The organism is Humibacillus sp. DSM 29435, assembly GCF_001758225.1.
Taxonomy (GTDB): domain Bacteria; phylum Actinomycetota; class Actinomycetes; order Actinomycetales; family Dermatophilaceae; genus DSM-29435.
The window spans coordinates 149,735-169,050 of the sequence record NZ_MAST01000045.1; the positions used below are offsets into that span (position 1 = coordinate 149,735).

The 19,316-nt window shown below is 69.8% G+C and carries 15 protein-coding genes and 1 tRNA gene; 7 read left to right on the forward strand and 9 right to left on the reverse strand.

Translation table 11 applies throughout. The features are described 5' to 3' along the window. Nucleotides 1-24 precede the first annotated feature (24 nt). The gene (locus tag BA895_RS18750) at nucleotides 25-1,539 is read left to right on the forward strand and encodes a glycoside hydrolase family 32 protein (protein ID WP_070193398.1); all 1,515 of its coding nucleotides are present in this window, start codon (nucleotides 25-27) and stop codon (nucleotides 1,537-1,539) included. On the opposite strand, the gene BA895_RS18755 is transcribed toward BA895_RS18750, so the two are convergent. The 4 genes from BA895_RS18755 to BA895_RS18770 all read right to left on the reverse strand — a co-directional run bounded on the left by BA895_RS18755 (nucleotide 1,536) and on the right by BA895_RS18770 (nucleotide 5,670). Further along, complete coding sequence (locus tag BA895_RS18755) at nucleotides 1,536-2,699, reverse strand: acetate kinase (RefSeq protein WP_217493948.1); 1,164 nt, start codon at nucleotides 2,697-2,699, stop codon at nucleotides 1,536-1,538. The two genes, BA895_RS18750 and BA895_RS18755, sit on opposite strands and share 4 nt — an antisense overlap. Before the next feature lie 7 nt (nucleotides 2,700-2,706). Then, entirely contained in the window at nucleotides 2,707-4,815 is a 2,109-nt protein-coding gene (gene pta, locus BA895_RS18760) for a phosphate acetyltransferase (protein ID WP_070193400.1), read from the reverse strand. A 47-nt stretch (nucleotides 4,816-4,862) separates the two neighbouring features. After that, a complete protein-coding gene (locus BA895_RS18765) occupies nucleotides 4,863-5,336 on the reverse strand; it encodes a DUF1003 domain-containing protein (protein WP_371327740.1) in 474 nt (157 codons plus the stop codon). A gap of 258 nt (nucleotides 5,337-5,594) precedes the next feature. After that, nucleotides 5,595-5,670: transfer RNA gene (locus BA895_RS18770), tRNA-Ala, on the reverse strand. Nucleotides 5,671-5,779: 109 nt separating this feature from the next. Here BA895_RS18770 and BA895_RS18775 point away from each other — a divergent pair. Continuing rightward, on the forward strand, nucleotides 5,780-7,669 hold the full coding sequence (locus BA895_RS18775; RefSeq protein WP_070193401.1) for a hypothetical protein: 1,890 nt from the start codon (nucleotides 5,780-5,782) through the stop codon (nucleotides 7,667-7,669). Nucleotides 7,670-7,687: 18 nt separating this feature from the next. Here BA895_RS18775 and BA895_RS18780 read toward each other — a convergent pair whose 3' ends face one another. Together BA895_RS18780 and BA895_RS18785 are read right to left on the reverse strand one after the other, a co-directional pair. Further along, nucleotides 7,688-9,271, reverse strand: a complete 1,584-nt coding sequence (locus tag BA895_RS18780; protein WP_070193402.1) for a dolichyl-phosphate-mannose--protein mannosyltransferase — start codon at nucleotides 9,269-9,271, stop codon at nucleotides 7,688-7,690. Nucleotides 9,272-9,350: 79 nt separating this feature from the next. Next, nucleotides 9,351-10,193, reverse strand: coding sequence for a CPBP family intramembrane glutamic endopeptidase (locus BA895_RS18785; protein ID WP_083283561.1), 843 nt, complete (start codon nucleotides 10,191-10,193; stop codon nucleotides 9,351-9,353). Between the two features lie 145 nt (nucleotides 10,194-10,338). Between BA895_RS18785 and BA895_RS18790 the strand changes: the two genes are divergently transcribed. After that, nucleotides 10,339-11,091 (forward strand): dienelactone hydrolase family protein, encoded by a 753-nt coding sequence (locus BA895_RS18790; protein WP_070193403.1) that lies wholly within the window; start codon nucleotides 10,339-10,341, stop codon nucleotides 11,089-11,091. A gap of 1 nt (nucleotide 11,092) precedes the next feature. Here the strand turns inward: BA895_RS18790 and BA895_RS18795 are convergent, their stop codons facing one another. Together BA895_RS18795 and BA895_RS18800 are read right to left on the reverse strand one after the other, a co-directional pair. Next, nucleotides 11,093-11,668, reverse strand: a complete 576-nt coding sequence (locus BA895_RS18795; RefSeq protein ID WP_254666556.1) for a DinB family protein — start codon at nucleotides 11,666-11,668, stop codon at nucleotides 11,093-11,095. 22 nt (nucleotides 11,669-11,690) lie between these two features. Beyond that, on the reverse strand, nucleotides 11,691-12,281 hold the full coding sequence (locus tag BA895_RS18800) for a DinB family protein (protein WP_083283541.1): 591 nt from the start codon (nucleotides 12,279-12,281) through the stop codon (nucleotides 11,691-11,693). Nucleotides 12,282-12,342: 61 nt separating this feature from the next. Between BA895_RS18800 and BA895_RS18805 the strand changes: the two genes are divergently transcribed. From BA895_RS18805 to BA895_RS18820, 4 genes are all read left to right on the forward strand, one after another. Beyond that, nucleotides 12,343-13,323 carry a YafY family protein gene (locus BA895_RS18805; protein WP_070193405.1) on the forward strand — a complete coding sequence of 327 codons (981 nt, stop codon included), beginning with the start codon at nucleotides 12,343-12,345 and terminating at the stop codon, nucleotides 13,321-13,323. Between the two features lie 61 nt (nucleotides 13,324-13,384). Next, on the forward strand, nucleotides 13,385-14,275 hold the full coding sequence (locus BA895_RS18810; protein ID WP_070193406.1) for a MerR family transcriptional regulator: 891 nt from the start codon (nucleotides 13,385-13,387) through the stop codon (nucleotides 14,273-14,275). Between the two features lie 147 nt (nucleotides 14,276-14,422). Further along, nucleotides 14,423-15,283: a bacteriorhodopsin-like gene (locus BA895_RS18815; protein WP_070193407.1), complete on the forward strand. Its 861-nt coding sequence runs from the start codon at nucleotides 14,423-14,425 to the stop codon at nucleotides 15,281-15,283. A gap of 11 nt (nucleotides 15,284-15,294) precedes the next feature. Next, a complete protein-coding gene (locus BA895_RS18820) occupies nucleotides 15,295-16,353 on the forward strand; it encodes a Brp/Blh family beta-carotene 15,15'-dioxygenase (protein ID WP_070193408.1) in 1,059 nt (352 codons plus the stop codon). A 68-nt stretch (nucleotides 16,354-16,421) separates the two neighbouring features. Here BA895_RS18820 and ppc read toward each other — a convergent pair whose 3' ends face one another. Then, nucleotides 16,422-19,259, reverse strand: a complete 2,838-nt coding sequence (gene ppc / locus BA895_RS18825; RefSeq protein WP_070193409.1) for a phosphoenolpyruvate carboxylase — start codon at nucleotides 19,257-19,259, stop codon at nucleotides 16,422-16,424. Between the last annotated feature and the right edge of the window lie 57 nt (nucleotides 19,260-19,316).

Genomic DNA, 19,316 nt, shown 5'->3' on the forward strand with positions numbered 1-19,316 from the left:
CCCCGGTTGCGGCATGATGCGGCGATGAACGAAGATCTGGTCGAGCGCGCCGAGTCCGACCCGCAGCGTCCGCGCTATCACTTCACGGCGCCCGGGGGCTGGCTGAACGACCCCAACGGGCTGGGTCAGTGGCAGGGCACCTACCACCTCTTCTACCAGTACAACCCGCACGCGGCCGTGCACGGTCGTATCCACTGGGGGCACGCGACCAGCCAGGACCTGGTCACGTGGAACGACGAGCCCGTGGCCCTGGTTCCGAGCGATGACGGGCCCGATCGTGACGGCTGCTGGTCGGGCGTCCTCGTCGACGACCAGGGCACCCCCACGTTGGTCTACTCGGGAAACCGTGACGGTCGGCAGCTGCCCTGCGTGGCGACCGGTTCAGCCGACCTGCGCACCTGGGTGACCGACCCGGGCAACCCGGTGATCGACCACCCCCCGCCGGGTCTCGACGTCACCGGCTTCCGCGACCACTGCGTGTGGCGGGAGAGCGGTCACTGGCGGCAGCTGGTCGGATCGGGAGTCACCGGAGTCGGCGGCACGGCGCTGCTCTACGACTCCGACGACCTGCGTGAGTGGCGCCTGGTCGGCACGCTGCTCGTCGGCGACACCAACGAGCGTGATCGCACAGACGACTACTGGACCGGAGACATGTGGGAGTGCGTCGACCTGTTCCGTCCACCGTCGCTCGAACCGGGCGGCCCGGCATCCGACGTGCTGGTGCTCTCGGCCTGCGACGACGTGTCACTGCACCACGCGCTCTACCTCACTGGAACCTACGCCGGCGACCACTTCGACCCGGTCGCGCTGGAGCGGCTCGACCTCGGCGGCTCGTGCTTCTACGCTCCGCAGTCGTTCACCGACGAGGGGGGTCGGCGAGTGATGTTCGGCTGGCTCCAGGAGGAGCGGCCAGAGGCCTCCAGCGTGGCCGCCGGTTGGGCGGGCGCCCTGTCGGTGCCCCGCGAGGTGACGCTGGGCGTCGACGGCGCGCTCTGGCAGGCGCCGGTCCGTGAGGTGGCGTCGCTGCGTTCGGAGCCGGTCGTGGGGGCCGTCGGGGTGCTCGACCAGGGCCGGCGCATCGCCCTCGGCTCTGGCGTGGCCGTCGACGTCGAACTGGTGGTGCGGCTCGAACCGGGCGCGGTGGTCGAGGTGGCGGTGCGGGCCACTCCTGACGACGAGGAGCGCACGGTCATCCGGCTGGCTCGTGGCACGGCTGATGACGCCGGGCAGGTGCGGCTCGAGCTCGACCGGTCGCGAAGCACCCTCGACCCGGCGGTAGAGGCGCTGGAGCGACAGGGGCTGGTGCCGGTTGGCCTCGACGGCAGCGTCGCGTTGCGGGTGCTCGTCGACCACTCGGCCCTGGAGGTGTTCGCCAACGGACGCGCGCTCGCGTCGCGCACCTATCCCACCCGAGACGACGCGCTCGGGGTTCAGCTCGTGCTGACCAGCGGCTCGGCGGTGCTCGACTCGGCGACGACGTGGGTGATGCGCGACATCTGGAGCGGGCCGCGCACTCTCTGGCCCTCGGTGGACGGCTAACGCACCAGAGCCGCGGTCTGGCGGGCGATCGCGAGCTCTTCGTTGGTCGGCACGACCGCGATCGTGACGGGGGAGTCGTCGGTGCTGATGATGCGTGCCGCCGACGAGGGGGCGCCGTTGCGCTCGGCATCGAGTCGCAGACCCAGACCGCCCAGACCGGCGACCACAGCGGCTCGCAGAGTGGCACTGTGCTGCCCCACTCCGGCGGTGAAGCTCAGCACGTCGAGATGACCCAGCTGGGCGAGATAGGCGCCCACGTAGTGCTTGATCCGGTGCACGACCACCTCGAAGGCGAGGGTCGCGTGCTCGTCGCCCTCACCCATGAGCCGTTCGAGGGTGCGGAAGTCGTTGGCGCCGGCCAGCCCGAGCAGGCCCGATCTCTGGTTCAGGAGAGCATCGACCTGCTCGCTCGTGAGGCCCTCCTCGCGGTGCAGGAACGCGTGCAACCCGGGGTCGACGTCGCCCGACCGGGTGCCCATGACGAGCCCCTCGAGCGGAGTCAGCCCCATCGAGGTGTCGATCGCGCGTCCACCCCGCACTGCCGACGCCGAGCAGCCGTTTCCGAGGTGCAGCACGATCTGGTCGAGGTCGGCAAGCGGCCGACCGACCAGCTCGGCCGCCGCCGCCGAGACGAACTGGTGCGAGGTGCCGTGGAAGCCGTAGCGCCGGATGCGGTGCTTCGCCGCGAGCTCGCGGGGCACGGCGTAGGTCGCGGCCGGTAGCGGCAGGTCGGCGAAGAACGCCGTGTCGAAGACCGCCACCTGGGGCACGGCGAACCTCGCCCGGGCCGCCACGATGCCGGTGACCGCGCCGGGGTTGTGCAGCGGGGCGAGGGGGATGAGGTCACGGACGTGGCCGAGCACCGCGTCGTCGATGAGCACGGGGTCGCTGAAGTACGACCCGCCGTGCACGACGCGATGGCCGACGGCCCGGAGCGGGTCACGGTCGAGGTCGACACCGGCAGACGTCAGCTCGGACGTCATCACGGCGAGGGCTGCCCCGTGGTCGGCCACGCTGCTGCCCTGTTCGCCGATGTTCTCGACGAGGCCGGTGGCGAGAACCTGCGCCGTCTCGGGTACGAGCAGCTGGAACTTCAGTGACGACGAGCCGGCGTTGAGCACCAGCACCGGTGACGCGTCTTGACGGGTAGCAGAGCTCACGAGCAGGTCATTCCGTTCCGGGAGGTGGGGGGCTGGGCGGCAGGCCCTGGGCCTGAATCGCAGTGATGGCGACCGTGTTGACGATGTCGTCGACGAGGGCTCCTCGCGAGAGGTCGTTGACGGGCCGGCGCAAGCCCTGTAGCACCGGCCCGACCGCGATGGCGTGCGCGCTGCGCTGCACGGCCTTGTAGGTGTTGTTGCCCGTGTTGAGGTCGGGGAAGATGAACACGGTGGCCCGGCCGGCGACCGGCGACCCGGGCAGCTTCGCCTCGCCGACCGTGGGGTCGATGGCGGCGTCGTACTGGATCGGACCCTCGAGGAGCAGGTCGGGCTCACGCTCGCGCACGATCGCGGTCGCAGCCCTGATGCGTTCGACCTCGACCCCCGACCCCGACGCGCCCGTGGAGTAGGACAACATCGCTACCCGGGGCTCGATGCCGAACTGACGGGCGGTGGCCGACGACGAGATGGCGATGTCGGCGAGCTGCTCGGTGGTGGGGTCGGGGATCACGGCGCAGTCGCCGTAGACGAGCACCCGGTCCTCGAGGCACATGAGAAAGACGCTCGAGACCGTCTTGACGCCGTCTTGGGTCTTGATGAACTCGAGCGCCGGGCGGATGGTGTGGGCCGTCGTGTTGGCGGCCCCCGACACCATTCCGTCAGCGAGACCGAGGTGCACCATCATCGTGCCGAAGTAGGACACGTCGGTGACGGTGTCTCGCGCCTGCTCGAACGTGACACCCTTGTGGCTGCGGAGCCGCGCGTACTCGGCGGCGAAGCGGTCGACGAACCTCGTGTCGCGGGGCGAGATGATCTTTGCGGCGTCGAGGTCGAGCCCGAGCACGGAGCCGCGGGCCCGCACCTGGTTCTCGTCGCCGAGCAGGGTGAGGTCGGCCACGCCTCGACGCAGCAGGATCGAGGCAGCCTCGAGGATGCGGTCGTCGTGGCTCTCGGGGAGCACGATGTGCTTGCGGTCTGAGCGAGCGCGTTCCATCAGCTGGAACTCGAACATGAGCGGCGTGCGGGTCTCGGAGCCCGACACGTTGATAGCCGCGAGCAGGGCCGGTTGGTCGACGCCCTCCGAGAAGAGGCGCCGCGCCGTCTCGATCTTGTTCATCGACTCCTTGGTCATCGGGCCACGCACCTTGATGAGGCGCTGCGCCGTCGTGAACGTGTCGAGGCTGGTGACGGCGATCGGAAGGTTCTGCTGCACGCCCTCCGACAACCGTCGGATGGTGTCGGGGATCTCGTAGCCGCCGGTGAGCAGGATGCCGGCCAGGCTGGGGAAGGTGCCCGCCTGATGGGCCAGCACGAGACCGGGGATGAGGTCGGCGCGGTCGCTCGGCGCGATCACGGTGACGTCGGTGGACAGGCGCGACAGCACGTTCGGCAGGCTCATGGCCGCCACCACCAGGCCCAGACTGTCGCGGTCCATCCAGCTCTCGTTGCCCATCACGAGCTGGCCGTCGGTGGCCTCGACGAGGGCGCGGAAGGTGGGCGCTCGCAACAGCGGGGTCTCGGGCAGGGCAGCCGTGACAGGGATGCCGAGTCGGGCCAGCTCGGCCCGGGTCTCGTCGACCAAGGCGGCATCGACCCGGTTCGCAATCACCGCAACGGTATTCGCGTGGTTGGCCCGTAGTTCGGTCAGTGCGCTGGCTGCGGCGGTGGCGACCTGGTCGGGAGTGCGGTCTCGACCGTGCACGGCGAGCACCACCGGCGAGCCGAGGTTGGCGGCAACGCGGGCGTTGAACGACAGCTCGGTACCGGTCGAGACGTCGGTGTAGTCCGACCCGAGCACGACGACGACCTCGAAGCGAGCACTGAGGTGGCCGAACTTCTCGACGATGACGTGGAACGCCTCGTCGGGGTCGTCGTGAGCCTCGGCGTAGGTCACCCCGATGGCCTCGTCGTAGCTCTGGTCGATGCCCGGCTGGCTGAGCAGCATGTCGATGATGAGGTCGACCTCGTCGTCGGGTCCGTTACCGCCCAGCGTGGTCAGCGGGCGGAACACCCCGACCGAGCCGACCTCACGGATCAGGGCGTCGAGCAGGCCGAGCGCCACGGCGGACTTGCCGGTCAGGCCTTCGGGGGAGGCGACGTAGACGCTGCGGCTCACCCCACGAACCTAGCGGCCCAGCGGCATCCGGCCAACGGGGCTCGCCCCTACCGCTGCGCTCCTTCGCCGAGGGTATCGAGCCGGAGGCACAGCTCGTCGCGCAGCTCGGTGATGAGGAACCGTTGTTCGTGCACCAGCTCGAGCAACGACTCCACATCCGTCTTCGCCGCGATGTTCGTGTCGTAGTCGTGCTGCGCCAGCGAGGCCGAGATGGCGTCCTGGCGCTTGGCGGCGATCAGCAGGATGGCGCCCTGCAGGCCAGCGAGCATCGACAGGAAGAGGTTCAGCAGGATGAAGGGGTAGGGGTCCCATCCGGCGGTGAGACTGTTGACCACCGCCCAGACGACCATGAAGGCCACGAAACCGCCAACGAAGCCCCAGCTGCCCATGCTGTTGCGCATCGTGTCGGCGGCCCGTTCGCCAGGGGTCAGCGTGCTTCGTTGGGTGGCGTGCCAGTTCTGGGCCGCCACGCGGCGAGCGCTGGTGAGCCGGTGCTGAGATGGGCTGCGGTGCTGGTTCATGTCGGTCCCTCAGGTTGTCGCACGGCCCCCACGGTGGGTCGGATCGTGTGGAATCGGGTGGGGGAGCTGCTCAGACCACGGTAGAACCCCATCTGCCGGCCGTGTACCGACCTCGCTGACGCCGGCGAAGAGCGCCATCTCGTGCAGCATCGGCTCGAGCCCCTCGTCTCGGGCTGTGCGGGCGGGTCGTGAGCAGTGATGCCTGGCCGGTACCCACAAAACCCCGCTCGCCCAGATGCCGGGCGGGCGGGGTCTTCGTGGTGGAGCTGCGGGGATTCGAACCCCGGACCTTCTCATTGCGAACGAGACGCGCTACCACCTGCGCCACAGCCCCTCGTGCGTCAGGAACTCTAACACCAGGCCCGATGCCCGTGAAAACCGCCCACGCTACGTCTACGGTTGCGACCATCGCCCGAGGGGGCCGGCAACGGAGGAGGAACATCGTGCCCGAGGTGGCCTCGATCATCGAGTCTGTCGCTCGCGTGCTCTCACTGGCCGCCGTACCGGTGCTGGCCGTCGCCGTCGTCGTCTCGTTCGTGCGCCCGGGGAGGGCCACGTTGCGTTCCTGGCGGCCGGTTGTCGTCGCGATCTCCTCCTGCGTCTTCGTGGTGGCCGTGGCCGTCGTCGGGGTGGTGGCCGGTCAGCGGGCCGGCATCCCGTGGACGGCGCCCTGGACGGGGGTGGCTGCGCTTGTGCTGGTCGGTCTGCTGCTGCGCCGCGACGAGCGGTTCTGGGCCGGGCTCTCGGTGTTGGTGCTCGCCTACGGGCTGGTCGGTTGGGTGAGCGTGCTCGGGTTGTCGCACAGCTACGCCACGGAGACGGGCGGGTGGCGGGGGGTGCGGCTGCTCGTCGCGTGGGCCGGCCCGCAGGCCAACCCACAGGCACCGGACTTCACGCTCGCCGTCGCGTACCTGTCGATCGTGCAGTACGGCATCCCGCTGGCGGTGACCGTTGCGGTCGCGTGGGTGCTCGCGACGCGAAGCCGGATGTCGCGACTCGAACGGGTCGCGCTGCTGCTCGTCGGTGGCATGCTGCTCGCCGAGGTCATCGTGGGCGCGACGCTGTCCACCATCACCTTGGCCGTGGGAGTGGTGGCCGGTCTTCCGCTGCTGCTGGGGGTCGCCGCTCTGCTCGGGAGCCTGCTCATGCTGGTCACGGTGGGCCCCGGGGCCGCGACCGGAATCGTGGTGGGTGTGCATGGCGTGGTGACCGCGCGGGAGGGTGCGAGCGCGTCCGGCCTGGTCACCATGCTGCGTGACCGCGGCAGCGCGGGCGGCAGCGACCGTGACCGGCCAACAGCGTCGGCGGGGCCGGTGAGCAGCGCGCTGCCTCGGTTTCTGCGCGGCGACGTCGCCTTCGTCCAGCGTCTGAACATCGTGATCGTCGTGCTGTCGTTCGTCGTGGTCGGTGGGCTGACCTTCACCTACCGGGTCTTTCTCGGCGATCCGAACCGGGTCGAGGTCGCTTACCAGTACGTCGTGTCGGAGCGTCCGATCGACGGCCGGGTGCTGCGCGCGCTCGACGGTGCCGCGCAGACGATGTGGCTCGTGACTCGCGATCACCATCTGATGCACTTCGACCCGGCCACGCAGCAGACGCGCGTCGTCGATCTTGCGGTGTCCGATGCCCGTCAGCTCGGTGACCGGGTCGTGGCTCTCACCGACGAACCCACACCGCGCGTCGTGCTGGTCGGGGGCTCTGCCAAGGGCGCCCCAGTTCGGGTGACACCGGTGCTGGTGCTCGCAAGAGGGTCGGCCCCCACTCTCGCCGTGGTGGGGAACACGGCCTTCGTGGCCGAGCGTGGGGGCCGGTTGGTGGCGGTCAGCACCAAGGGCGTGGTGGTGCGACAGAAGAAGTTCGGGCCGCTGACGGCGGTGCTTGCCGAGGCCGCCCAGGGCAAGGTCCCCGGCGTGCTCTGGACGCTCCAGCCGGCGACGCCAGACGACGCGAGCGAGGGGGCCACCTATACTGCGGTGCAACGCAATCCGGCGACCTTGGCGGTGGTGAGCCAGCAGGCGGTGACCGGCACGGAGGTACTGCGCTGGGCCAGCGGTCTGACTTATGACACCGGGTCGGCTGCCTTCTCGCCTCGACCCGAGGACACTGCGGCCCGCTGGACGGCCGGCCCGCAGGGCCGCCTCGACCTGTTTGATGCTGGCCGGCGCGTGCGCTACGACTTCCACTACGACGCGGTGATCGGGGTTCGCGAGACATCGCTCGGAACCTGGCTGGTCGTCGATGACCACACCGGGCTGGCGCTCACGCCCCGGGCTGAGCCGACGAGCTACCTGGTGCGCTGGCCCGGGGCGCCCAAGCCCGCGAAGGCGGGCTGAGTTTCCGCCCGGCCAGGGTCAGACCCAGCTGGGGAACCACATCCGTCGCTGCCATTCCTGCAGCGGGATGATGTCGGCCACGTAGATGGGCAGGAAGAACGCGAAGAGCGCCATCGAGAGCAGTACGAAGGCGCCGGTGATGGCGTAGCCGACTCGTCGTCGGGTCGGTGAGCTGTCTCGGCCACCGATGATCAGGCCCAGCACGTAGACACAGGCGAGCACCACGTAGGGCACGAAGGCCACGGTGTAGAAGGAGTAGATGGTGCGGTTGGCGAGCAAGAACCACGGCACGTACCCGGCGGCCAGCCCGCAGAGGATCGCCCCGGCCCGCCAGTCCCGCCGCAGCACCCACATGAACAGCAGCACGAAGATGGCGAGCGTGCCTCCCCACCAGATCGACACGGTGCCGATCGAGGTGATCGCCTTGCTGCACTGGTCGACGAGGCAGCCGTCCTGGCCCTTCTTCGGCCCCTCGTAGAAGAACGACGTGGGGCGGCCCTGGATCAGCCACGACCAGGGGCTGGTGCGGTAGGGGTGGGGGTCGTTGATCGAGGCGCTCGAGGCGTACATCTGCTGGTGGTAGGCCCAGAGCGAGCGCCACCAGTCGGGCAGCCAGCCCCACTTCTCGCTCGGGTTGGTGGCCGCCCAGTCGCGAAACGACCCGCCCTTGCTGAGGATCCATCCGGTCCAGCTCGCCACGTAGGTGACGAGCGCGACACCGACGAGCTGCACCACGGCGAACAGACCGTCCTTGATGACGGCGCCGGCGGGCCAACCGCGGATGCCGGCCGCACGACGAGCGCCGAGGTCCCAGAAGACGGTGAGCAGGCCGAAGAAGACGATGAAGTAGAGACCCGACCACTTCACCCCCACCGAGAGCCCGAGCATCACCCCGGCGACCCACCGCCACGGTCGCCAGCCGAGCCACGGGCCCCACCAGGACAGCGACTCGCGCGTGCGCCCGGCGACCTTGTCGGCCAGCACGGCGCGCGTTCGGTCTCGGTCGATGAGCAGGGCCCCGAAGGCGGCCAGGCCGAAGAACATCACGAAGATGTCGAGCAGCCCCGTGCGCGAGTGCACGAAGTGGTGGCCCTCGAACGCGAGGAGGGCAGCGGCCACGGTGCCGAGCAGGTCAGAGCGCAGGAGCCGCCGCGCTATGAGCCCGAGCATGAGGATCGAGAGGGTGCCGGCCAGGGCGACGGCGAAGCGCCAACCGAAGGAGTTGAGGATGCCGAACGGCACCTCGCCCCAGCCGATCAGCCACTTGCCGACGGGTGGGTGAACCACGAAGTCGCCCTCGGTGCCGTAGATGAAGGGGTCGTTGGCCGTGAAGTGCTGGTCGACCTGGTTCGCGCTCTGCAGCAGGGTGTCGTTCTTCACCTCGTACCAGAACTGGACCATCGACCAGCCCTGCTTGACGTAGTACGTCTCGTCGAAGATCAGCTTGTGGGGGGCGCCGACGTGCCAGAACCGCATGAAGCCGCCGACGAGCATGAAGAAGAGCGGGCCGCCCCAGCCGAGCCAGTGGATGCGGCCCGCTGAGCGGAAGTCGTCTTCCGGGGGCCCGAGCAGGCGTGCGCGCAGCGCCCGGGCCGAGTTCATGGGCGCCATCGTATGCAGACGGACGCAGTCGGGCGCAGAGGCCCGCCGCCGTGGCCGTGTGGCGGGGGTAGCGCAGATCTCAGAGGGAGACGCCGCGTGATCGCAGCACGGTGTAGCCGACGAAGGCGACGGTGTCGAGGATCGCGTGGCAGATCACCAGGGGGAGCACGCGGCGGGTGCGGGCGTACACCAGCCCCAGCACGAGCCCCATCACGATGTTGCCGGCGAACCCGCCGAAGCCCTGGTAGAGGTGGTAGCTGCCGCGGATGACGGCCGACACGCCGATGACGAGAGGCCATGACCACCCGATCTGACGCCACCGGGTGAACAGGTAGGCCACCATGATGACCTCCTCGAGCACGGCGTTCTCGATGGCCGCGAGCACGAGCACCGGGCCCGACCACCACACGGCCGTGAGGTTGGCGGCGGCCACCTGGGTGTTGATGCCGATCGCCTTGGCGAACAGGTAGAAACCGAGCCCGGGGATACCGATGAGCGCAGCCAGCCCCAGCCCGCGCACCAGGTCACTGCCGGGCCGCCGACGGTCGAACCCGATGAACCGGCCGGCCCGGACATCGAGGGACGGACGGTGGATGCGGTTCAGCAGGTAGATGGCCAGCAGAACCGCCACTAGGGGCAACGCGATGTTGACGAGCTGGTAGGCGAGGTCGAGCCAGGGCCGGTCGGGGGTCTGGGAGTTGTTCATCGAGGTCGTCTGCGCCGCCAGCGGCACCGGGCGCGTCAGCTTCTCGATGATGCTGAGGATCGACCCGATCGCCGACGCGCCGAGGCTGAGACCGAGCACGAGCAACGTCTCGACCCTCAGGCCGCGGCGCTCTCCCCGGTCGCTCACCCCGATGGGCGCGCGACCGGGCGCGTCGAGATGGGCCACGAAGCGGCGCAGCACCCCGGCCTCCGGCATCGTCATGGTCGAACCCTACTTTTTCCAGGTGCCCCTGACCTGCGCGTTCCCTGGGCGCCGGCTGGATGTCGTTCGAAAGTGGCCACTCGACGGGTGAGGTTTAGGTGGGGTGGGGTGGGCAGCCGGGCCGCCGTAGGGTTGGGCGATGTCGTTGCTGGCGGGCTGGCAGAGGTCGAGCCACACGAGCGGGCGGTTCACCTTCGACACCTACCGTCGTGGCGTCGGCCCGGGTGTCATCCTCATGCACGAGAGCCCGGGCCTCACCCCCGAGGTCACCACCTTCGGCCACGACCTGACCCGCGAGGGCTACACCGTCGTGATGCCGCACTTCTTCGGCAGCGCCGAGCTGGCGCCGAGCCGCACCGAGGCCGCTGGGGTGATCGCCCGGGTGTGCATCCGTCGCGAGTTCACCCTGTTGGCCACGGGGCGCACCACGCCCGTGGCCGGGTGGCTGCGCAGCCTGGCCGCCGGGCTGAACGCCGAGCTCGGCGGCGTGGGCATCGGCGCGATCGGCATGTGCTTCACCGGCAGCTTCGCGCTCGCCATGATGATCGACCCTTCGGTCGTGGCGCCCGTCGTGGCCCAGCCGGCGATCCCACTGGCGACCGACCGCCGGCGCGCGGCCGACGTGAACCTGGCCCCGGCCGACCTGGCCGCCGTGCGGGCCAGGGTGGCCGGCGGATGCCCCGTGCTCGGAGTGCGCTACCGGAACGACCGGGCCACCGGTACCCGCTTCGAGACGCTGTCCCGCGAGCTGGGGGAGGGCTTTCGCCGCGTCGAGCTCGACGGCCCCGGCCACGCCACCCTGACGGCTGAGCGGCATCCGGTCGCGGTGGCCGCCGTGCTCGACTTTCTGCGAGAACGTCTGACCCCGTCTGACCGGATGCCGCTGGGCTGACTCAGTCGGCCGGCCGCCATGGCTTCAGCCAGTCGGTCTCGGGCCACCCCTCTCGACCGGCGATGAGCTCGTACATCGTGGCCCCGTCGATGGACTCACGCACGATGTCGGCGTGGCCGGCATGCCGCGCCAGCTCCTCGATGATGTGCAGTGCGACCCAGCGCACCGACCACGCGTCGATGTCCTTGGGAAACCAGGGCGCGTCGCGCGGCACCGGAACGGGCGCGTCGAGGTCGGCGCGCTGCAGCACGTCTCGGGTGCGGTCACCGACCGCCGCCAGGTTGGCCAGCAGACTGCCGAGGCTGTCGTCGTCTTTGACCCGGAAGTCATCACCCCAGGCCTGCTTCTCGTCGCCGACCGACCGCTCGGCCGGGGGTGGAGCATCGGGCGCGGCCGCCATTCTCTCGGTCCAGCCTCGCTCGCAGGTCGTGACGTGCTTGATCAGCCCGCCCAGGCTCAGCCTGCCGGCGGTGGGAGCCTGCCGAAGCTGTTCCTCGGTGAGACCGAACGAGACCGACACGAAGGCGTCGCGCTGCTGGTCGAGGTAGGCGATCAGGCCTTCACGTTCATCGGCCACGGGTGGAACCTGGGCCGCCACGTCAGGCCCGCGCCCGGTCGTCCCGGTGCGCCCACAGGTCGCGCAGCAGCGCGATCTCAGCGCCGTGGTGGATCACCTCGCGGTTGATGTGCGCGACCAGATCGGCGCGCGTGTGGCCTGCCCACGGACCCTCGGCAGGCCCGCACTCGAGCGCGAGCCCGTCTTCGCCCCAGGCCCTGACTCCGGCCACCCAGGCGGCGTAGGCCTCATCGAGCTGAGCCAGGGCGCGGTCGGCGGTGCCGGCGTAGTCGAACCCCAGGTAGTCCACCGGCGGACCGTCGAAGTGCGCGTGGACGCGAACGCCGAGCACGCCCACGATGAGGTGCGAGAGGCGCCACGCGATGGTCGTCACCGGGGCCGGGTTCGGCTGGGGGTGAGCGAAGTCGACCGTGAAGTCGCCACTGCCGCCCTGCATCTCGGTGAGGCCCTCTCCGCGCGGGTGCACGTTCCAGGCGCCCGGCGCCGGTGCCCAGAGGTACTCCTCGTCGAGGAGCCCCTCGAGCCGAGGTCGCAGCTGCTGGCGCCAGTGCCGGTCCAGCTGGTCGACGAGCATCTCGTTCAGCACCAGTGGTCGGTTCGTTGTCGTTGTCATGGCTCGACTCTGGCAGCCATCTAGGACAGGATCTGTCCGCAGGCTCTGAAAGAGTCGTGGCATGGCGGACGACGGCGACGGCAGCACCACCTCGACGACGACGGGTCGGGTGCTGCGCCTGCTCGACCTGTTGCAGTCGAGGCCGGTCTGGAGCGGCACCGAGCTGGCCGAGCGCCTGGGGGTGACGACCCGCAGCGTGCGGCGCGACGTGGAGCGGCTCCGAGACCTCGGCTACCCGGTCAACGCCGGGCGCGGCGCGGGCGGCGGCTACCAGCTCGGGGCCGGTCGCCGGCTGCCCCCGCTGCTGCTCGACGACGACGAGGCCGTCGCCGTGGCCGTCTGCCTGCGCCTCGCGGCCGGGGGCACCGTGGAAGGGCTGGGTGAGGCCGCGGTGCGCACCCTCGCCAAGCTCGACCAGGTGCTGCCCTCACGTCTGAGAGGGCAGGTGGAGGCCATCCACCAGGCGACGGTCACCCTCGACTCGGCCGGTCCGATCGTCGACTCGCGCACGCTGCTCACCCTGGCCCGGGCGGTGCGTGAGACCGAGCAGGTCGTCTTCACCTACACCGGGCCGAGAGGCACGGGGGAGCGTCGCGTCGAGCCCTACCGCTTGGTCGCGACCGGGCGGCGCTGGTATCTCATGGCCTTCGATCTCGACCGTGACAACTGGCGCACCTTTCGGCTCGACCGCATCGATGCTGCCCGGTCACGGGGATGGCGGTACGCCCCACGCGAGGCACCGGATGCGGCCGACTTCGTCAGCCGAGCGATCAGCGTCTCCGGGTACGGCCACGTCGCCCGGGTGCGGGTGCACGCCTCCAAACTGGCTGTGGAGCAACAGGTCCCGCCCTCTGTTGGCAGGGTGACAGCCGATGGCGCCGACCACTGCGTGCTCGAGGCGGGCGGCCATGACCTGAGCGTCATGGCCCTCAATCTCGGACGGCTGCCGTGGCCCTTCGAGGTGATCGAGCCGCCTGAGCTGCGAACCGTGCTGGCCGAGCAGGGTCGCCGACTCTCGGCCGCCGCAACGCGACTGCCGTGAGCCGCGAGACACCCCCCGCGTCTCGAGGGCAGCGGAGCGGCCGCGCGTGAAACACTGAGGCGTGACGGAGCACACGGTGGGCGACCTGGCGGCTCGGCTTGGGGTGACCCCGTCGACCGTGCGGATGTGGGGGACTCGCTACGGCCTGACGGCCTCGTCCCGGTCATCGGGGGGTCACCGGAGGTTCACCGACGACGACGTCGACCTGCTCGAACGCTTTCACCAAGCCGTGATCGCGGGGGAGTCCCCCCGCCAGGCCGCTGCCGACCTGACCGGGGCTGCCCCCATCCCGTCATCGTCAGGGGGGCCGGGTGGCAACGTGCTCGCGGTGCCTGGCGCGGGGCGGCGAACCCGGGGTCTCGCCCGGGCAGCCTCCCGGCTTGACGAGATGGCGGTCGAGGACGGAGTGCTGGAGGCTCTCGAGGCGATGAAGGGGGTAGCGGTGTGGGACGAGGTGGTGCGACCGCTTCTCGTCTCCGCGGGAGAGCAGTGGCAGCACACAGGCACCGGTATCGAGGTTGAACACCTGTTGACCCAGGCCGTCAGCATGGCCCTGATCCGCTACACGGCAGGTTTGCCAGAACTTCCACGAGACAAGGCCATTCTTCTGGCGGGAGGTCCCCACGAAGAGCATGTTCTCCCTCTGCACGCACTGCGCGCGTGCCTCGCGGAACGCGGCATCCCGTCTCGTCTGTTGGGCCCACGAACTCCGGTCGCTGCTCTGGCCCGGGTTGCCCAACGCACCCGAGCGCCCGGTGTTTTGATCTGGATGAGCCTGAAAGACCTTGCTGTTGAACAAGAGTTGGCTCATCTGGTCAAGAGCCACCGCACGCTGCGGCTCTTCCTGGCCGGCCCCGGCTGGGTTGACGTCCAGAGTGTTCACGGTGCGAGATCGGACAGCCTCGCCGGTGCGGTGGACCAGCTCGTGGAGACGTGGGCCGGCCGGTCGTGACCGGCATGGCATTCTCGGCATCTTCCCGGTGACTCGTAGAAGTTGCACGAGTTGAGCGCGACAGGCCAAGTCGGCGTACGCTGAAAGAGGTCGCGAACCGGCGGCCACCACGAGCGGCGACGATGCCGCCTCACACGGGAGTACGCCATGAGCACGGTTTCAGGAACGGACATTTCTGCTCTCACGTCCGGTCAGTTCGCAACGGTCTACAACCTCTTCTCGCTCGTCATCGCTTCGATGCTCTTCACCGCTCTTTACCTCCTGCTCTCCCGGTCGAGGGTGGCGCCGCGCTATCGGAACGCGCTCGTCGTCTCGGCCACCGTCTGCGGCATCGCCGCGTACCACTACTTCCGCATCTTCGAGAACTTCAAGGAGAGCTACCCCCCGGGGGCCACGGTGGCCGCCGACCACCTGCTGAGCAACATCGAGTTCAACGAGGCCTACCGCTACGTCGACTGGCTGCTCACCGTGCCGCTGCTCCTCGTCGAGACGATCGCCGTGATGGCGCTCGGTCGGGCCGCCTCCAAGACCCTGCTCTGGAAGCTCGTGCCGGCCTCGGCCCTGATGATTCTGCTCGGCTACCCGGGTGAGATCGCCCAGGGTATGGGCGCGCGTGCGCTGTGGGGCGGCCTGTCGACGATCCCCTTCCTCTACCTGCTCTACGTGCTGTTCGTCGAGCTCTCCAAGTCGCTCGATCGTCAGCCCGTGCAGGTGCAGACCAGCATCAAGCGGCTGCGCATCTCGTTGCTGGCCCTCTGGGGCGTCTACCCGATCGCTTATCTCTTCCCGATCATCGGCGGTGACTTCTTCGGCGGCGCAAGCGGGTTCGTGCTGAGGCAGACCGGCTACAGCCTGGCCGACATCTTTGCCAAGGCCGCCTACGGGCTGGTGATCTACAAGATCGCCCGCGTCAAGAGTGGCCTCGAAGACCCGGAGTACGACGACGACCACGCAAGCCCGACTGTCGCCTCCAACACGGGCGACCGGAACGTGCCGTCGCCGGTCTGACGGTCGTCACCATGGAGACGCTGCACGGGGTGCCCGCTCCCGAGAGGGAGCGGGTGCCCCGTGCCGACTTCGACAGCCTGCGTGACGTCCCCTGGCTCACCTGGGCTCCCGTTCTGGCGATGGTGTTGCTGTTCAGCGCCAACGCCGTTGCGCCGCAAGGGCTTCGAACGATAACTCTTCCGATCGCGATCGTCGGAGCCCTCGCCGGCCTGCCCCATGGTGCCGTCGACCATCTGCTACCAGGGTGGCTGTTCCTCGATGCCGCGGAGACGAGTGAGGGCCAGCGCCGCCGAGTTGGCGCGCGCGATGTCGTATTGCTCCTCGTGGGCTACCTGGTGAGTGCGGGCGTGATGGGCATCCTGCTCGTGCTGGCTCCGGCCCCCACCCTCATCGCGTTCCTGGTGGTGGCCGGAGGCCATTTCGGCTGGGGGGAGGTGACCGCAGGGGCCGACCGCACGGGAACCCGGATCGGGCTGAGCCCCGTGTCGGTGCTGCACGCCCTCGCAGTCGGCCTTGTGACCGTGGGCCTCATCGTCTGGTCACAACCGGACGACACCGACCCCATCGTTCGGGCGATGTCGCCCACGGTGGCTGATCTTGCGCTCAGCTCGCGAAGTGCGGGGCTCGCCTCGGTCGTCGTCGTCGTGGGCGCCGCCACGGCGGCGCTGCTGTGGCGTCGACAAGGGCACCAGGCGTTCGAGCTGGTGTTGCTGGCCCTCGTGTTCGCCACCTGCCCACCGCTGGCGGCGTTCGGTGTCTACTTCGGCCTGTGGCATGCCGTGCGGTTCACCGGTCGCCTCGTCGATGCGGTTCGCCTGCACGACGGCCTCGTCTCGCGCGTGGACCACGGCGGTGCGGCTGCCCTGCGTCACCTCATGAGGCTCTCGGTGGCCCCGACTGCTGTCGCTCTCGTCGCGGTGGGCGTGATCATCTCGCTGAGTGGCGTCGTGACGATCCAGGCTCAGGTGGCGGTGCTGTTGGCCGTCACGTTCCCGCACGCCGCCGTGGTGGCCTGGCTCGACGCGCGGCGGTCATCGGGTGAGGCTCAGGCCGCCCGGTCGTTGGGCTGACCGGCCGGCAGCCGAGGGGAAGGGGTGAGCCTCCTGTTCGACCGGGTGACGCGACACCGGGTGTCGCGTCACCCGGTGTTGCGCAGCCCGGCGGCGATGCCGTTGATCGTCAGCAGCAGGGCGCGTTGCACGTCGGGGTCGGTCCCGGCTGCGTCGGGCACTGATCGCGAACGCGCGAGCAGCGACGTCTGGAGGGCGTGCAGAGGCGCGAGGTAGCTGTCGCGCAGCTCAAGGGTGCGTTGCAGCACCGGAGCCCGCTCGAGCAGCCGTTGTTGACCGGTCACGCGCAGCACCTCCTCCATCGTGCGTGTGTGTTCGTCGCGGATCGTGTCGAACAGGCCGGCCACCTCGGTCGGAACGAGCTCGCGCACGTAACCTGCCGCGATCTCGAGGTCGGTCTTGGCCAGGCTCATCTGCACGTTCGACAAGAAGGTGCGGAAGAAGGCCCACGACCCGTACATCTCCTGCAGCAGCTCGTCTCGGCCGGCCTCGCGGGCAGCCGCGAGCCCCGAACCGACGCCGTACCAGCCGGGCAGGATGATGCGCGACTGGGTCCACCCGAACACCCACGGGATCGCGCGCAGATCATCAAGCCCGCCGGCGCCACCTGGCCGCTTGGAAGGCCTCGACCCGATGTTCATCTTGCCGAGCTCGTCGACCGGGGTGGCCGACACGAAGAACGGCACCAGACCCGGGTCGCGCACCAGCTCGCGGTAGGCGTTCTGCCCGCGGCCGGCCACGAGGTCCATGGTGGTGTTCCATCCGTCGATGACGTCACGGGGCAGCAACGAGGTGCGGTGCAGCACCGACGCCTCGAGCACCGCCGCGAGCGCCACCTCGAGGTTGAAGCGGGCCAGGCCAGGCAGGGTGTACTTGTCGCTCATCACCTCGCCCTGCTCCGTGATCTTGATCGGGCCGTCGAGACTGCCGTAGGGCTGGGAGAGCACGGCCTCGCCGGTAGGTCCGCCTCCACGACCGACCGAACCACCGCGTCCGTGGAAGAGGCGCAGCACCACGCCGTGCTCGCGTGCGACGTCACGCAGGGCTCGCTGCGCCCGGTGGATCTGCCACTGCGACGCGGCGATCCCGGCATCCTTGCTCGAGTCTGAGTAGCCCAGCATGATCTCCTGCACGTCCCCGCGGGCCGAGACGACGCGGCGGTACGCGGGGTCGCCCAGTAGGGCGTCGAGCAGCGGACCGGCCGCTTCGAGCTCGGCGACGGTCTCGAAGAGGGGGGCGAACCCGATGCGGGCCGTGGTCGTGGCGGCGTCTGCGCCGATGTCGACGAGGCCTGCCTCCCGCGCCAGCACGACCACTGCGAACAGGTCGTCGACGTCGTGGGTCATCGACACGATGTAGGTCTCGATCGTGTCGGGGCCGTAGGTGTCGAGCGCGTGACGGATCGTGGTCAGCAGCTCGAGCGAGGCGGATGCCGCTGGACCGAGGTCGGTCGCGCCACTGCCCGTGAGGGGCCGACGAGACGCCATCTCGTTGGACAGCAACCTGATTCGTGCCGAACGGTCCAGCGCCGCATACGGTTGGTCGAGCTCGCTGATGCGTTCGTAGAGCTCGGCCAGGGCGGCGTGGTGCTTCTCGCTGTGTTCTCGGATGTCGAGGGTGGCCAGTCCCAGCCCGATGGCCGTCGCACCGCGGATGAGGCGAAGGATCGATCCGCCGGCGGTCAGCTCGTCACCGCTGGCGAGCATCGAGTCGCGAACGAGGGTGAGGTCGGCCAACAGCTCGTGGAAGCCGGCGTAGTCGCGTCCGGGCTCGTGCACCGTGCCGTGCTCGAGGCGGTCCCTGGTGCGCAGCAGGCGCACCCGCACGAAGCTCAGCTTGAGCCGGTAGGGCTCCTCGGCGTTGAGCCGCTCGACAGCGGAGTTGGTGACGGGCAGGGCGGCCCCGTCACGCTCGAGGCTTTGTCGCAGCTCGTCGCTCACCGTCACGACCCGGGTCGACGACGAGATCTCCACCAGCAGCTCTTGGACGTGTTCGACGAGCTCGCGCAACGCTGCGTCGTGTTGCAGGCCGATGACCTCCAGCGTGACGGCCGGGGTGACGTTGGGGTTGCCGTCGCGGTCGCCGCCGGCCCACGTTCCGAACCGCAGCGGGCGCGCGTCGACCGGCAGCGAGACCCCGATGCCGGTCAGCGTGCGGTCGAGCTCGGCCAGCAGGTCGGGAACGACCTGGGCGGCGAGGGAGTGCAGGTAGTAGATAGCGGTGCGGGCCTCGTCGGTGGGCTCCGGCCGCTCGATGCGCAGCTCGTCGGTCTGCCACAGCAGGTCGACGAGCTCGGCCAGCCGTCGCTCGACCCGGGGCAGGTCGGAGGCCGGTCGCCGGGGGTCCTCGATCGCTGCCGCCGTGTCGGCGATGCGGCGCAGCAGGTCGATGACGGTGCGGCGGGTCGCCTCGGTGGGGTGGGCGGTGAAGACCGGGCGGTACTCGAGCCGGCCGAGCACCGACGAGATGAGCTCGCGGTCGATGCTGCCGGCATCCAGCGCCTCACCTATGCGTAGGGCAGCGGCGGCGAGCGGGCCCTCGGAACCGGCCGTGACCTCCTGCCACCGGTGCAGCTGTTCTGTCACGTTGACCAGCTGGAAGTAGGCGGTGAAGGCCCGGGCCAGCACGACGGCGGTCGGCGCGTCGACCCCGGCCAGAGTGGTTCGCAGCTGCTCGTCGTCGGGCTGGCGCGCGAGGCTGCGCACGCTCTCGACGAGGGCCAGCAGCTCGGGCCCCTCGTGCCGCGTCAGCGCCTCCCCGAGCAACGCGCCGAGCTGGCGCACCGAGGCTCGCAGGGCCGCGTGTTGTTGGGCCGAGGAGACTCCTCCGGCGAACGTGGCCTCGTTGGGTCGGCGGCGATCGGCCTCGAGGAGCTGCTCGGTCGTGGCCCGGTCGGAGGAGGTCATGTCACAGTCGTACCGTCTCGAGGTTTCCGGCGCGTTTCCCGTCCCAGCATCGGGGAC

What these genes read in the sequence shown, in the direction of transcription:
- BA895_RS18750 (WP_070193398.1), top strand. Translation starts at nt 25, where the DNA reads ATGAACGAAGATCTGGTCGAGCGCGCCGAGTCCGACCCGCAGCGTCCG.
- BA895_RS18815 (WP_070193407.1), top strand. Translation starts at nt 14,423, where the DNA reads ATGAGCACGGTTTCAGGAACGGACATTTCTGCTCTCACGTCCGGTCAG.
- BA895_RS18790 (WP_070193403.1), top strand. Translation starts at nt 10,339, where the DNA reads ATGTCGTTGCTGGCGGGCTGGCAGAGGTCGAGCCACACGAGCGGGCGG.
- BA895_RS18800 (WP_083283541.1), bottom strand. Translation starts at nt 12,281, where the DNA reads ATGACAACGACAACGAACCGACCACTGGTGCTGAACGAGATGCTCGTC.
- BA895_RS18765 (WP_371327740.1), bottom strand. Translation starts at nt 5,336, where the DNA reads ATGAACCAGCACCGCAGCCCATCTCAGCACCGGCTCACCAGCGCTCGC.
- BA895_RS18805 (WP_070193405.1), top strand. Translation starts at nt 12,343, where the DNA reads ATGGCGGACGACGGCGACGGCAGCACCACCTCGACGACGACGGGTCGG.
- ppc (WP_070193409.1), bottom strand. Translation starts at nt 19,259, where the DNA reads ATGACCTCCTCCGACCGGGCCACGACCGAGCAGCTCCTCGAGGCCGAT.
- BA895_RS18780 (WP_070193402.1), bottom strand. Translation starts at nt 9,271, where the DNA reads ATGAACTCGGCCCGGGCGCTGCGCGCACGCCTGCTCGGGCCCCCGGAA.
- BA895_RS18820 (WP_070193408.1), top strand. Translation starts at nt 15,295, where the DNA reads ATGGAGACGCTGCACGGGGTGCCCGCTCCCGAGAGGGAGCGGGTGCCC.
- BA895_RS18785 (WP_083283561.1), bottom strand. Translation starts at nt 10,193, where the DNA reads ATGCCGGAGGCCGGGGTGCTGCGCCGCTTCGTGGCCCATCTCGACGCG.